The sequence below is a fragment of the Microbacterium sp. genome, assembly GCF_043427715.1.
Lineage (GTDB): Bacteria > Actinomycetota > Actinomycetes > Actinomycetales > Microbacteriaceae > Microbacterium.
Window position 1 is genome coordinate 1 of the sequence record NZ_JBHWTD010000073.1, and the last position, 13,948, is coordinate 13,948.

The window sequence follows — 13,948 nt, forward strand, 5'->3', positions numbered from 1 at the left end:
CGGCGAGCGCGCCGATGATGCCCGCGAGCACGTCACCCGTCCCCGCCGTCGCGAGCCACGAGGTCGGCGCGTCGAGGGCGATGACCTCGCCCGACGGGTCGGCGACGAGGGTCGTGGCGCCCTTGCGGACCACGACGCCGCCGAGGGCCGCGGCCGTCTCGGCCACCGCGTCGGCGTCGTCGGGAGCCAGTCCGAGGGCCTCTCGCAGCCGGGCGTGCTCGCGGTCGTGGGGAGTGACGATGAGCGGGACGGATGCCGCGGGCGCCAGGTCCAGCGCGCCCGCGTCGACCACGACGGGGATGTCCCCGGCCAGCAGCGCCCCCAGGGCGGCGGTCTCCTCGGCGCTGCGGGACGCGGCATCCGTTCCCGAGCCGATCAACCACGCCTGCACGCGACCGACCGCCGTCACCGTCTCGGGGCGGCGGGCGAGCACGAGGTCTTCGGCGCGGGTGTCGCCGACGTACCGGACCATGCCGACCCCGGTGCGCCATGCGGCCTCCACCCCGAGGACGGCCGCACCCGGATAGGCGGCCGAGCCGGTGCGCACACCGACCACTCCCCGGGAATACTTGTCGTCGGAGGCCGTTGGCTCCCGAAGAACGGCGGCCACATCCGCCCTGGTCCATCCTCGCGCCGTCATGGCGTCACCCTACTGCGACGGAGTTCCGCATGACCCAGCTCTTCACGCCCCTGCAGATCGACGATCTGACCGTCCGGAACCGGCTGTGGGTGTCTCCCATGTGCCAGTACTCGGCGACCGAGGGGATGCCGAACGACTGGCATCACGTGCATCTGGCCCAGTTCGCCTCGGGTGGGGCGGGCCTGGTCATCGCCGAGGCGACCGCCGTCGTCCCCGAAGGACGCATCAGCCCCGACGACACGGGCCTCTGGAACGACGCACAGCGGGACGCCTGGGCGCCGATCGTCGCCGCGATCCACGCGCGAGGGGCGGCCGCGGGCATCCAGCTGGCCCACGCCGGACGGAAGGCCTCGACCTCGAGCCCGCTCAGCGGAGAGCGGGGGTCCGTGCCGGTCGACCGCGGAGGCTGGATCACCGAGGCCCCGTCGGCGATCGCGTTCGACGGCTACGCCGAGCCGGTCGCGGTGACCGCCGAGCGCATCGACGAGATCGTCGAGGCCTTCGGATCGGCGGCTCGCCGGGCCGACGAGGCCGGGTTCGAGGTGCTCGAGATCCACGCCGCACACGGCTACCTCCTCCACCAGTTCCTCTCGCCGCTGTCGAACCTGCGCACCGACGAGTACGGCGGATCGCTCGAGAACCGCGCCCGGTTCCTGCTGCGCGTGGTCGACGCGGTCCGTGCGGCGGCGCCGTCGCGCATCGCCGCGGTGCGCTTCTCCGCCACCGACTGGGCCGACGGCGGCTGGGGCGTCGAGGAGACCGCGACGGTCGCCTCCTGGGTCGCCGAGCGCGGCGTCCGCGTCATCGACATCTCCACCGGGGGCCTCGTGGCCCACCAGCGCATCACCACCGGACCCGGCTATCAGGTCCCCTTCGCCGCCACCGTGCGCGAGCGCACCGGCCTGCTCGTCACCGCGGTCGGCGAGATCTCCAACGGTCCGCAGGCCGAGCAGATCCTGCACGACGGTCTCGCCGACGCGGTCATGATCGGCCGCGAATGGCTGCGCGACCCGCACCTGGGGCTGCGTGCCGCCTTCGAGCTGGAGGACGCGGATGCCGTGGCGTCGGTGTGGCCGCCGCAGTACGACCGGGCCCGCCCCCGCCGCCTCTGAGAACGACGACGACGCCCGCCCCGATGCGCATCGGGGCGGGCGTCGTGTCGTATCTCGGTCAGATCCGGCGGGTGGCGTCGTGCACCTCGCCGACGAGCTCCTCGATGATGTCCTCCAGGAACAGCACGGCAGTGGTCTCCCCTGCGGCGTCGCGCACCTGGGCGAGGTGGCGGCTGGAGCGACGCATGAGCGCCAGCGCATCCTCGAGGTCGGTCATCTCGCTGATCGGCAGCATGTGGTGGATGCGCTTCGGCTTGATCGGCTGCGCGACCGTCGAGGCGGCGTCGGGCCCCTCGACCGCACGGAGCACGTCCTTCAGGTGCACGTAGCCGACCGGTGCGCCCTCATCATCGACGATGACGTACCGCGAGAATCCGTGACGCGCGACCGCACGCTCGATCTCGTCGGGCGTCGTCGTCTCCGGCAGGGTCACCAGCTCGCTCAGCGGCACAGCGACGTCCTTGGCCTTCTTGTCGGTGAACTCCACCGCCGCAGCGACCGCGCCCGATGCGTCATCGAGCACGCCCTCGATGCGCGACTGGTTGACGATCGTGGCGACCTCCTCGAGCGTGAAGGTCGAGGACGCCTCGTCCTTCGGCTCGACGCGGAACAGCCGCAGCACGTGGTTCGCGACCCAGTTGAGCGCGACGATCACGGGGTGGAACACGCGCGACACCCACACCAGCGGCGGCGCGAGCAGCAGCACGGCGCGGTCGGGAACCGAGAACGCGAGGTTCTTGGGGACCATCTCGCCGAAGACGACGTGCAGGTACGAGACGAGCAGCAGCGCGATGACGAACGCGACGACGTCGACGACGGCATACGGGATGCCGAGCGCCTCCAGCGGGACGGCGAGGAGGTGGTGAATCGCCGGCTCCGACACGTTCAGGATGAGGAGCGAGCAGATCGTGATGCCCAACTGGCAGGTGGCCAGCATGAGCGTGGCGTGCTCCATCGCCCACAGCGCCGTTTTGGCGCCGCGCGAGCCCTTCTCGGCGAGCGGCTCGATCTGGGAGCGACGTGCCGAGATGACGGCGAACTCCGCCGCGACGAAGAAGGCGTTGGCGATCAGCAGGACGAGCAGCCAGGCGATTCCGGCCCAATCGTTCATCGGCGATCACCTCCTTCGGCCGCGGACCCCGCCGGCACCGCCGTGGGGATGAACTTGACGCGGTCGACGCGACGGCCGTCCATGCGCTGCACGGTGATGATGCCGTCCTCCACCTCGATCGCGTCGCCGACGGTGGGGATCCGCTCGAGCGACGCCATGATGAATCCGCCCACCGTGTCGTACACGTCGCCCTCGGGCACGCGGATGCCGGTGCGATCGAGCACCTCGTCGGGGCGGAGATCTCCGGGGAAGAGGATCGATCCCGCCGCGCGGACGACGCCCGCGCGGGACCGGTCGTGCTCGTCGAGCACCTCGCCGACGATCTCCTCGACCAGGTCCTCCAGGGTCACCACACCTGCCGTGCCGCCGTACTCATCGACGACGACCGCCATCTGGTACCCGCGCGAACGCAGCTCCGACATGAGGCCGTCGAGGTGCACGGCTTCGGGCACGCGGAGCGGCTCTTCGGCGATCGCCGCAGCGGGCACGTCGGCGCGACGCTCGCGGGGCACCGAGACGGCCTGCTTGAGGTGCACGATGCCGGTGATGTCGTCCATCGAGTCGCCGTACACCGGGAACCGGCTGTGCCCCGTGCGGCGGGCGAGCTGGATGACATCCTCGACGCTGTCGTCGGCGGCGAGGGCGTGGACGCTCGGACGCGGGGTCATCACATCGGCCGTCGTGAGGCGGGAGAAGGTGAGGGTGCGGTCGAGGAGCGAGGCGGTGTCCTCTTCGAGGAGGCCAGCGCTCGCCGATCGGCGGACGAGGCTGGAGAGCTCCTCTGCGGTGCGGGCTCCGGAGAGCTCCTCCTTGGGCTCGATGCCCATGGCCCGCAGAACGGCGTTGGCGCTGCCGTTGAGCAGCACGATGGCGGGACGGAAGACGGTCGTGAAGACGGTCTGGAACCCGATGACGAGCTTCGCGGTCTGCCGCGGAACAGCGAGCGCGAAGTTCTTCGGCACGAGCTCGCCGATGATCATCGAGAAGATCGTCGCGACCGTCATCGCGACGACCGTCGCGATGGGCCGGGATGCCTCTTCCGGCAGGCCCCACGCGGTGAACAGCGGGCTCATCAGATTCGAGAGCGCCGGCTCCATCGTGTATCCGGTCAGCAGCGTCGTCAGCGTGATGCCGAGCTGCGCGCTGGAAAGGTGCGTCGACGTGATCCGCAGCGCGTTGATGGTCAGCGCGAGTCTCGTCTCGCCGGCAGCCTGGCGGGCCTCGAGGTCGGCACGGTCGAGATTGACGAGGGCGAACTCGCTCGCCACGAACAGACCTGTGCCGATCGTCAGCAGGAGCCCCACGCCCAACATGACGTAATCCATCACACGTCACCCCCGATCAGGGGGAAGAAGGGTCGGTGGGGCGAGGGTCTACTGGGAGGGTCGTCCATTGTGTGCTCGATTCTACGGCACCCGCGCCCGCACACGCGCGGGTGAGTGCCCAGCGCAGGCGCGGGCTCGCGGCATCCGCTCACCAGCTGACCGGCAGCGCCTTGCCCTCTTCATACCCGGCCGCCGACTGCAGGCCCACCGTCGCGCGCTCGTGGAACTCGGGCACGCTCGCCGCACCCGCGTACGTGAACGAGGAGCGGACCCCCGAGGTGATCATGTCGAGGAGGTCCTCGACGCTGGGGCGCAGCGGGTCGAGGTAGATCCGCGAGGACGAGATCCCCTCCGCGAACAGCTCCTTGCGCGCCCGCTCGTACGCGTCGAGGCGCCCGAACCTTCCCTGCACGGCCTTCGTGGAGGCCATCCCCCACGATTCCTTGTAGATCCGCCCGTCGGCGTCGGTGCGCAGCTCTCCGGGTGCTTCGATCGTGCCCGCGAACCACGAGCCGATCATGACGGATGCCGCGCCGGCGGCGAGCGCGAGCGCGACGTCGCGCGGGTAGCGCACGCCTCCGTCGGCCCACACGTGCGCACCGACCGCGCGAGCGGCCTCGGCCGTCTCGAGCACGGCCGAGAACTGCGGCCGACCGACGGCGGTCATCATGCGGGTGGTGCACATCGCGCCGGGCCCCACGCCGACCTTCAAGATCGTGGCCCCCGCCTCGACGAGGTCGGCCACCCCCTCCGCCGTGACGACGTTGCCCGCGACGACGGGCAGTCCGAGCCCCAGCGCGGAGACGGTGCGCAGTGCCGCGATCATGCTCTCCTGGTGCCCGTGCGCGGTGTCGACGACGAGGACGTCGACACCGGCGGCGGCGAGGGCGCGCGCTTTCGCCGCGACGTCGCCGTTGATGCCGACGGCCGCGGCGACGATCAGTCGCCCGTCCGCGTCGAGCGCAGGACGGTAGAGCGAGCCGCGGAGCGCCGTTCGCGGGGAGAGCGTGCCGACGAGGTGGCCGTGATGGAGGACTGTCGCGATCTCCGCCTCCGCGGCGGTCAGCACGTCGAACGCGGTGCGCGGCGAGTCGACGTCATCGGCATCGAGCGACACCGCCCGTCCGCGGACGAGATCGCCAAGTCGGGCATCGGGAAGCGCCGTACCGAGTCGTTCGGCGGGGATCACACCCACGATGTCGTCCGCGTCGATGTGGGCTCCGCCGTCGGCGACGACGATCCCGTGACCCGGCGCGGGCGGAAGCAGCGCCGCGGCGTCGGAGACGAGCGCGTCGGGCGGAAGCACGATCGGGGTGTCCCACACCACCGGCTGCGCCTTCACCCAGCGGATCGCCTCGTCGACGTCCTGCAACGGCATGTCCTGCGGCAGCACGGCGAGTCCGCCGCGGCGGGCGAGAGCGGCCGCGAGCCGGGGTCCCGTCACCGAGTTCATGTTGGATGCCACCAGGGGGACGGTCGCACTCGTCCCGTCCTGCGGCGAGAGATCCACATCGAGCCTGCTGGTGATCCCCGACCGGCGGGGCACGAGGAACACGTCGGAGTAGGTGAGGTCGACTGCGGGCCGTTCGTCGGAGAAGTGCATGCGCCCACGGTACCGAGCGGCTCGGAGGGCGGGGCCGACACGCGCTCCGCGACCCGTCCGGCGCAACGCATTCTGGAGGGACGGAGGCCGTCCCGGCGGGAGAACCTGGGATACCCTAGGTGTCTGTGCGTATCGCCGTGCGGGCGCCGCACATCCCGATCTCAACGATGAAAGCAGGCGGATCCGTGTCCAGTCAGGCGACCGGCGTGGGAACTACGAGCGACGGGGAATTCGGCGCCAACGAATGGCTCGTCGCCGAGCTGTACGAGCAGTACAGCCGAGACAAGAACTCCGTCGACAAGGAATGGTGGCCGATCCTCGAGGCGTACACGCCGGAGGGTTCCGCACCGACGCCTGCAGCTGAGGCCCCCGCGGCATCCGCCGAGGCCCCCACGGCATCCACCCCGGCACCCGCCGCAGCCGCTGCCTCGGCTCCTGCCGCCGCAGCGCCGTCGGCCGACACGAACGGCCAGCCGATCGCCCGGACCACCACGCGTCCCGCCGCGCCGCAGCCGGTCCCGGCCCAGCCTCCCAAGGCCGCTCCCGCGTCCGAAGAGGCCGCCCGTGAGGACAAGGTCACCCCGCTGCGAGGCCTCCCCAAGACCCTCGCCGCCAACATGGACGAGTCGCTGACGGTCCCCACCGCGACCAGTGTCCGCACCGTCCCGGCGAAGCTGATGATCGACAACCGCATCGTCATCAACAACCACATGTCCCGCACCCGCGGAGGCAAGGTCAGCTTCACCCACATCATCGGGTGGGCGCTCATCCAGGCGCTCAAGGCCTTCCCCTCGCAGAACGTGTTCTACGCAGAGGTCGACGGCAAGCCGTCGGTCGTCGCCCCCGCGCACATCAACCTCGGCATCGCGATCGACCTCCCCAAGCCCGACGGCACCCGCGCGCTCATGGTTCCGAGCATCAAGCGCGCCGAGTCCCTCACCTTCAGCGAGTACCTCGCCGCCTACGAGGACCTCGTCCGCCGCGCCCGCGGCAACAAGCTCACCGCCGCCGACTTCCAGGGCACCACGGTGTCGCTCACCAACCCGGGCGGCATCGGCACCGTGCACTCCGTGCCTCGCCTGATGAAGGGCCAGGGCTGCATCATCGGCGCCGGCGCCCTCGACTACCCGGCCGAGTTCCAGGGCGCGAGCCCCAAGGCGCTCGCCGAGCTCGGCATCGGCAAGACCATCACGCTCACCAGCACCTACGACCACCGGGTCATCCAGGGCGCCGGATCGGGCGAGTTCCTGAAGATCGTGCACCAGCTGCTGATCGGACAGGACGGCTTCTACGAGGACATCTTCGCGGCGCTGCGGATCCCCTACAAGCCGATCCTGTGGAACAGCGACATCAAGGTCGACATCGCCGAGCGCGTCGACAAGACCGCCCGCGTGCAGGAGCTCATCAACTCCTTCCGCGTCCGCGGCCACATGATGGCCGACATCGACCCGCTCGAGTACGTCCAGCGCACGCACCCCGACCTCGAGATCGAGAACCACGGGCTGACCTTCTGGGACCTCGACCGCGAGTTCGTCACCAACGGCTTCGGCGGCAAGCGCACGATGAAGCTGCGCGACATCCTCGGCATCCTCCGCGACTCCTACTGCCGCACCGTCGGCATCGAGTACATGCACATCCAGGACCCCGAGCAGCGCGCCTGGTTCCAGGCGAACCTCGAGGTCAAATATCAGAAGCCCAGCCACGACGAGCAGCTCCGCGTGCTCGGCAAGCTCAACGAGGCCGAGGCCTTCGAGACCTTCCTGCAGACCAAGTACGTCGGCCAGAAGCGCTTCAGCCTCGAGGGCGGCGAGTCGCTCGTCCCGCTGCTCGACCAGATCCTGCAGGGCGCCGCGGCGGAAGGCCTCGACGGCGCCGCCATCGCGATGGCCCACCGCGGTCGCCTCAACGTCCTCACCAACGTCGCCGGCAAGACCTACAGCCAGATCTTCCGCGAGTTCGAGGGCTCGGTCGCGATCGGTTCGAAGAGCGGCTCGGGCGATGTGAAGTACCACCTGGGCACCGAGGGAACCTTCGTCGCCGACGGCGGCGAAGAGCTCCCCGTCTACCTGGCGGCCAACCCCTCGCACCTCGAGACCGTCGACGGCGTACTCGAGGGCATCGTCCGCGCCAAGCAGGACCGCCTTCCCGTCGGCACGTACTCATGGCTGCCGATCCTGGTCCACGGCGACGCCGCCTTCGCCGGCCAGGGTGTCGTCATGGAGACGCTGCAGATGTCCCGCCTGCGCGGCTACCGCACCGGCGGCACCGTGCACGTCGTGGTCAACAACCAGCTCGGGTTCACGACCCTCCCCCTCGACGCGCGCTCGTCGATTTACGCGACCGACGTCGCCAAGACGATCCAGGCGCCGATCTTCCACGTCAACGGCGATGACCCCGAAGCGGTCGTCCACGTCGCCGAACTCGCCTTCCGGTACCGACAGGAGTTCCAGCGCGACGTGGTGATCGACCTCGTCTGCTACCGCCGTCGTGGTCACAACGAGGGCGACGACCCCTCGATGACGCAGCCGCTGATGACGAACCTCATCGAGGCCAAGCGCTCGGTGCGCAAGCTCTACACCGAGGCGCTCGTCGGTCGTGGCGACATCACCGAGGAAGAGTACGAGAAGGCCAAGCAGGACTTCCAGAACCGCCTCGAGATCGCCTTCGCCGAGACCCACGCGGCCGAGACCGGCACCTCCCCGATCGTCGCCCCCGAGGCGCCCGAGACGGTGGTCGCCGGCGAGCCCGAGTCCACGGGTGTCTCCCGCGAGGTGATCGAGCGCATCGGTGACGCGTTCATCAACAAGCCCGAGGGGTTCACGGTGCACACCAAGCTCCAGCAGCTGCTGGAGAAGCGTCACGACATGAGCCGCAACGGCAAGATCGACTGGGGCTTCGGCGAGCTGCTCGCCTTCGGCTCCATCCTCGCCGAGGGCTCGAACGTCCGCCTCGCCGGACAGGACGTCCGACGCGGCACGTTCGTGCAACGTCACTCCGTGCTGCACGACCGCGCGAACGGCCAGGAGTGGCTGCCACTGGCGAACCTGGGCGAGAACCAGGGCCGCTTCTACGTCTACGACTCGCTGCTCTCGGAGTACGCGGCGATGGCGTTCGAGTACGGCTACTCGGTCGAGCGGGCCGACACGCTGACGCTGTGGGAGGCGCAGTTCGGCGACTTCGCCAACGGCGCCCAGTCGGTCATCGACGAGTTCATCTCCTCCGCCGACCAGAAGTGGGGCCAGCAGTCGAGTGTCGTCCTGCTGCTGCCGCACGGCTACGAGGGTCAGGGACCGGACCACTCCTCCGCCCGCATCGAGCGCTACCTGCAGATGTGCGCTCAGGACAACATGACCGTCGCGCGTCCGTCGACGCCCGCGTCGTACTTCCACCTGCTGCGCCGCCAGGCGTACGCGCGCCCGCGCCGACCCCTCGTGGTCTTCACGCCCAAGGCGATGCTCCGCCTTCGCAGCGCGACGAGCCCCGTCGAGGACTTCCTCGAGGGCAAGTTCGAGCCCGTCATCGACGACCGCCGGTCGCTCGATCGCGACGCGGTGACCCGCGTGCTGCTGCACTCCGGCAAGATCCATTGGGACCTCGTCGCAGAGCTCGAGAAGAACCCGAACGAGCGCGTCGCGCTGGTGCGTATGGAGCAGTACTACCCGGCTCCGGTCGATGAGCTCAACGCCGTCCTCGACAGCTACCCGAACGCAGAGCTCTACTGGGTCCAGGAGGAGCCGGAGAACCAGGGCGCGTGGCCGTTCATCGCGCTCGAGGTCGTCAAGCACCTGCACGGGCGCACGATCAAGCGGATCTCGCGTGCCGCGGCGGCCTCCACGGCGACCGGTTCGCCGAAGGTCCACGCCCGCGAGCAGGCGGCGATCGTCGAGCAAGCGCTGCACTTCTGACGAGCGATCCAGTGCGCGCCGGCGTCATCGTCAATCCGGCGGCGCGTGCCGGATCCGCACGATCGGTGGCGCCGCGCGTGGCGGGCCTGCTCCGTGACGCCGGCGCGACCGTGAACGTGGTCTCCCCCGCTGACGCGGAGGGGACGGCGGAAGCGGTGCGACGTCTGGCAGCCCTCTCGCCCGACGCGATCATGCTCGCCGGGGGCGACGGCACGGCGGGGCTCGCCCTTGCCGAACTGCGCGGTAGCAACGTGCCGCTCGGTCTCATCCCCACGGGGACCGGCAACGACCTCGCCCGCACCGTCGGACTCCACGAGCTCGACGCCGAGGCCGCAGCCGCCGCGGTGCTCCGCGGGCGTCCCCGGTCGCTCGACCTGGCCCGCGCGACCGACGCCGGAGGGCGGCAGGCCTTCTTCGCCACGGTCCTCGCGAGCGGGTTCGACTCACGGGTGAACGACCGCGCCAATCGAATGCGCTGGCCCCGGGGGCCGCTCCGCTACTCCGTCGCGATCCTGATCGAATTCCTCGCCCTGCGCACCGTACCCTTCGACATCGACCTCACCCGCCCCGACGGCACGGTGCACCACGTGCGCGAGGACCTGCTCGTCGCGGCGGTGGGCAACACCCGCTCCTACGGCGGCGGCATCCCGATCTGCCCGGATGCCACGCCCGACGACGGCCTGCTCGATGTCACGCTCGTCCGCTCAGCGGGGCGGTTGCGCCTGCTCGCGCTGCTGCGGAAGGTGTATGCGGGCACGCACACGGGTGAGCCGGAGGTCTCGACCTACCGTGTGAGGTCGGTCACCCTGCGCGCGCCGGGAGTGACCGGCTACGCCGACGGCGAGCCGATGGGGCTGCTGCCCCTGCGCATCGACGTGCAGCCTGCCGCGGTGTCGGTGTTCAGCGCGGCCAAGCCTCTGCGCTGACGCGCGAGCGGCGTCAGTGGTGGATGGCCTGCTCTGCGCGGAGTCGGGCGAGCACCTGGTCGCGGAGCTCCTCGGGCGCCGTCTCCTTGCACGCTCGCGCCACCACGGCCGTCAGGGTCGTCGCCACCAGCGCCTCGTCACGGCACGCCGCGCAGTTCTCCAGGTGCTCGGTGATGTCCGTGTGCTCGGTCCGGCACACCTCGTTGCGGAGGTACTCCTCGAGGTCCTTCCGGGCTTTGTCGCAACCGCAGTCGGTCATTTCGCACTCCTTGTGGCGGGAACGTCGATCCCGCGCTCTCTGGCGTAGTCGGACAGCGAGTCACGCAGCTGCCGCCTGCCACGGTGCAGGCGGCTCATGACCGTGCCGATCGGGGTTTTCATGATGTCGGCAATCTCCTGGTAGGCGAATCCCTCGACGTCGGCGAGGTAGACGGCCAACCGGAAGTCCTCGGGCAGCGCCTGCAGGGCGACTTTGACGACGGATGCCGGCATGTGGTCGATGGCTTCGGCCTCGGCCGACCGCGCCGACGACGCCGTCGTCGACTCCGCGCCGCCGAGCTGCCAATCTTCGAGCTCGTCGATAGTGCCCTGATACGGCTCGCGCTGCTTCTTGCGATACGTGTTGATGTACGTGTTCGTCAGGATGCGGTAGAGCCACGCTTTCAGGTTCGTGCCCTGGGTGAACGAGCTCCATGCGGAGAACGCCTTGACGAAGGTCTCCTGCACGAGGTCAGCCGCGTCCGCGGGGTTGCGGGTCATCCGCATCGCCGCAGCGTAGAGCGGGTCCATGAAGGGCAGGGCCTGCTCCTCGAACTGGGTACGCGGGTCGTCAGCCGCAGAATCGTTCATCGCCGCAAAGTCTACGTCGGAGTCCCCGCCCAGAACGGGAGCATCGATCGTCGCGAACATCCCTCTCCTTCGGCTCGCCGGTTGCGGTGTCAGTAGGCTGGAACCGATGACCGCCGACGCGTATTCCCCCACCACCTCCGCCGCGACCTGGCCGGCCCCGACGCCGAGCCGCCCCGTCGAGGCGACGGTGGCGGTGCCCGGCTCCAAGTCGCTGACCAACCGCGAGCTCGTGCTGGCTGCTCTGGCGGACGGCCCCAGCCTCCTGTCCGCACCGCTGCACTCCGACGACTCGGCGCGCATGATCGAGGCCCTGCGCGCGCTGGGGGTGACCGTGGATGAGGTGCCCGGCGACAGTCCGTTCGGCCCGGATCTCGAGATCACGCCGCCGGCGGGATTCGCCGGGAACACGACGGTCGACTGCGGCCAGGCCGGCACCGTCATGCGCTTCGTCGCCCCGATCGCCGGACTCGCCGTCGGCGACGTCCACGTGACAGCACACCCCACGGCCCTGCACCGGCCGATGGGCGCGATGATCCAGGCCCTCCGTGAAGTGGGTGCAGACATCGATGACGCCGGCACCTGGTCGCTCCCCTTCGACGTGCGCGGCCACGGTCACGTGCGCGGCGGTGAGGTCACGATCGACGCCAGTCAGTCGAGTCAGTTCGTCTCCGGCTTGCTCCTCGCCGCAGCCCGTTTCGACGTCGGACTCCGTCTTCTCCACGAGGGCGAGCGACTGCCGAGCCTCCCACACATCGAGATGACGGTGGAGGCACTCGCCCGTCGCGGCGTCCACGTCGAGCATCCCCACCCGCACGAGTGGCTCGTCCCGGCCGGCCCCATCCGCGGCAAGGACATCGCGATCGAGCCCGACCTCTCGAACGCCGCCCCCTTCCTGGCTGCGGCGGTCCTCACCGGCGGCACCGTGAGCGTCCCCGGGTGGCCTGCGCACTCCACGCAGCCCGGTGCTCTCCTGCTCGACATCCTCCCGGTGATGGGCGCCCGCGCCCACCGTCGCGGCGGGGCGCTCACCGTGAGCGCCGGAGAGCGGATCGTCGGCGTCGACCTCGACCTGTCTGCGGCCAGTGAGCTGACGCCCACCCTGTTCGCCCTCGCGGCGTTCGCAGACAGCCCCACCTCCTTCCACGGCATCGGCCACATCCGCGGTCACGAGACCGACCGCATCTCCGCCCTGATCGAGAACCTCCGGGCACTCGGCGGCGAAGCGGAGGAGCTCGAGGACGGCATCCGCATCATCCCGCGCGAGCTGCACGGCGGTCCCTGGCGCGCGCACCACGATCACCGCATCGCCACGGCCGGCGCGGTCATCGGTCTCCGCGTCCCCGGAGTCGAGATCGACGACATCGGCACGACGGCGAAGACCATGCCGGAGTTCCCCCGACTGTGGGCGGACATGCTCGCGTGAGCTGGCTCGGCGACGACGATGACGACGTCCTCGACTACGACGAGGCGTCCTTTCGGGTGCGCCCCAATCCGAAGGCGAATCGTCCTCGCACCAAACGTCGTCCGGCCCATGCCGACGCGCGGATCGCGCGCGTCCTGGGCGTCGACCGCGGCCGGTACACCGTGCTCATCGACGAAGACGGGCCCGAGGAGCGCCAGATCCTCGCCACCCGCGCCCGAGAGCTGCGCAAACAGCCGATCGTCAACGGTGACCTCGCCCGCGTCGTCGGTGACACCTCCGGCGATGACGGCACGCTCGCGCGCATCGTCGGCATCCAGGACCGCACGTCGCTGCTGCGCCGCAGCGCCGACGACACCGATCAGGTGGAGCGGATCATCGTGGCCAACGCCGACCAGATGCTCATCGTCGTCGCGGCCGCGGACCCCGAGCCGCGTCCGCGCCTCGTCGACCGGTACCTGATCGCCGCCCTGGATGCCGGCATCCGTCCCCTCCTCGTGGTCACCAAGACCGACATCGCCGACCCGACCGCCTTCCTCTCGCACTTCGAAGGCCTCGACGATCTCGAGGTGTTCACGAGCGGACGAGACGACATGCCGGTGGAGGCCATCGGCGAGAGACTCGTCGGGCACGCGACCGTCTTCGTCGGCCACTCCGGAGTCGGCAAGTCGACCCTGGTCAACGCGCTCGTCCCGCACGCCCTGCGCGCGACGGGCCACGTGAACGAGGTCACCGGACGTGGACGCCACACCTCCAGCTCCGCGGTGTCACTGCGCTACGACGGGGCAACCGGCAAGGGATGGGTGATCGACACCCCCGGCGTCCGTTCCTTCGGCTTGGGCCACGTCGATCCCGCCAACATCCTCCGCGCCTACACCGACCTCGCCGACGCCGCGGAAGAGTGCCCACGCGGGTGCACGCACCTCCCCGACGCTCCCGACTGCGCCATCGCGGAAGCCGTCGCCGAAGGCCGCCTCGGCGATCGCGCGGCCGCCCGGCTCGACTCGCTGCAGCGGCTGCTGTCGACGTTCGCGGGAACGACCCGCACGTAGACTGG

General features: G+C 70.2%; 11 protein-coding genes. 5 read left to right on the forward strand and 6 right to left on the reverse strand.

Annotated features, from left to right (window positions below; genetic code table 11):
• A partial coding sequence (locus ACHFGS_RS07870; RefSeq protein ID WP_394289332.1) for an NAD(P)H-hydrate dehydratase occupies window positions 1-640 on the reverse strand: 640 nt, incomplete at its 3' end.
• Window positions 641-669: 29 nt separating this feature from the next.
• Between ACHFGS_RS07870 and ACHFGS_RS07875 the strand changes: the two genes are divergently transcribed.
• On the forward strand, window positions 670-1,752 hold the full coding sequence (locus ACHFGS_RS07875) for an NADH:flavin oxidoreductase/NADH oxidase (protein WP_394278477.1): 1,083 nt from the start codon (window positions 670-672) through the stop codon (window positions 1,750-1,752).
• 58 nt (window positions 1,753-1,810) lie between these two features.
• Here the strand turns inward: ACHFGS_RS07875 and ACHFGS_RS07880 are convergent, their stop codons facing one another.
• The 3 genes from ACHFGS_RS07880 to ACHFGS_RS07890 all read right to left on the reverse strand — a co-directional run bounded on the left by ACHFGS_RS07880 (window position 1,811) and on the right by ACHFGS_RS07890 (window position 5,791).
• Complete coding sequence (locus tag ACHFGS_RS07880; RefSeq protein WP_394278478.1) at window positions 1,811-2,863, reverse strand: hemolysin family protein; 1,053 nt, start codon at window positions 2,861-2,863, stop codon at window positions 1,811-1,813.
• Complete coding sequence (locus ACHFGS_RS07885; protein WP_394278479.1) at window positions 2,860-4,188, reverse strand: hemolysin family protein; 1,329 nt, start codon at window positions 4,186-4,188, stop codon at window positions 2,860-2,862. The genes ACHFGS_RS07880 and ACHFGS_RS07885 overlap by 4 nt, the downstream gene beginning before the upstream one ends.
• Before the next feature lie 148 nt (window positions 4,189-4,336).
• Window positions 4,337-5,791: a GuaB1 family IMP dehydrogenase-related protein gene (locus ACHFGS_RS07890; protein ID WP_394278480.1), complete on the reverse strand. Its 1,455-nt coding sequence runs from the start codon at window positions 5,789-5,791 to the stop codon at window positions 4,337-4,339.
• A 185-nt stretch (window positions 5,792-5,976) separates the two neighbouring features.
• Here ACHFGS_RS07890 and ACHFGS_RS07895 point away from each other — a divergent pair, with 185 nt between their 5' ends.
• The gene (locus tag ACHFGS_RS07895; RefSeq protein WP_394289337.1) at window positions 5,977-9,696 is read left to right on the forward strand and encodes a multifunctional oxoglutarate decarboxylase/oxoglutarate dehydrogenase thiamine pyrophosphate-binding subunit/dihydrolipoyllysine-residue succinyltransferase subunit; all 3,720 of its coding nucleotides are present in this window, start codon (window positions 5,977-5,979) and stop codon (window positions 9,694-9,696) included.
• 11 nt (window positions 9,697-9,707) lie between these two features.
• Complete coding sequence (locus ACHFGS_RS07900) at window positions 9,708-10,622, forward strand: diacylglycerol kinase family protein (protein ID WP_394278482.1); 915 nt, start codon at window positions 9,708-9,710, stop codon at window positions 10,620-10,622.
• Between the two features lie 13 nt (window positions 10,623-10,635).
• Here the strand turns inward: ACHFGS_RS07900 and ACHFGS_RS07905 are convergent, their stop codons facing one another.
• A complete protein-coding gene (locus ACHFGS_RS07905) occupies window positions 10,636-10,881 on the reverse strand; it encodes a zf-HC2 domain-containing protein (RefSeq protein ID WP_394278483.1) in 246 nt (81 codons plus the stop codon).
• The gene (locus tag ACHFGS_RS07910) at window positions 10,878-11,471 is read right to left on the reverse strand and encodes a sigma-70 family RNA polymerase sigma factor (RefSeq protein ID WP_394278484.1); all 594 of its coding nucleotides are present in this window, start codon (window positions 11,469-11,471) and stop codon (window positions 10,878-10,880) included. Before ACHFGS_RS07910 ends, ACHFGS_RS07905 begins: the two co-directional genes overlap by 4 nt.
• Window positions 11,472-11,577: 106 nt before the next feature.
• Here ACHFGS_RS07910 and aroA point away from each other — a divergent pair, with 106 nt between their 5' ends.
• Complete coding sequence (gene aroA / locus ACHFGS_RS07915) at window positions 11,578-12,894, forward strand: 3-phosphoshikimate 1-carboxyvinyltransferase (protein ID WP_394289333.1); 1,317 nt, start codon at window positions 11,578-11,580, stop codon at window positions 12,892-12,894.
• Entirely contained in the window at window positions 12,891-13,943 is a 1,053-nt protein-coding gene (gene rsgA / locus ACHFGS_RS07920; protein WP_394278486.1) for a ribosome small subunit-dependent GTPase A, read from the forward strand. The genes aroA and rsgA overlap by 4 nt, the downstream gene beginning before the upstream one ends.
• Window positions 13,944-13,948 lie beyond the last annotated feature (5 nt).

What these genes read in the sequence shown, in the direction of transcription:
- ACHFGS_RS07875 (WP_394278477.1), top strand. Translation starts at nt 670, where the DNA reads ATGACCCAGCTCTTCACGCCCCTGCAGATCGACGATCTGACCGTCCGG.
- ACHFGS_RS07910 (WP_394278484.1), bottom strand. Translation starts at nt 11,471, where the DNA reads ATGAACGATTCTGCGGCTGACGACCCGCGTACCCAGTTCGAGGAGCAG.
- aroA (WP_394289333.1), top strand. Translation starts at nt 11,578, where the DNA reads ATGACCGCCGACGCGTATTCCCCCACCACCTCCGCCGCGACCTGGCCG.
- ACHFGS_RS07885 (WP_394278479.1), bottom strand. Translation starts at nt 4,188, where the DNA reads ATGGATTACGTCATGTTGGGCGTGGGGCTCCTGCTGACGATCGGCACA.
- ACHFGS_RS07890 (WP_394278480.1), bottom strand. Translation starts at nt 5,791, where the DNA reads ATGCACTTCTCCGACGAACGGCCCGCAGTCGACCTCACCTACTCCGAC.
- ACHFGS_RS07905 (WP_394278483.1), bottom strand. Translation starts at nt 10,881, where the DNA reads ATGACCGACTGCGGTTGCGACAAAGCCCGGAAGGACCTCGAGGAGTAC.
- ACHFGS_RS07880 (WP_394278478.1), bottom strand. Translation starts at nt 2,863, where the DNA reads ATGAACGATTGGGCCGGAATCGCCTGGCTGCTCGTCCTGCTGATCGCC.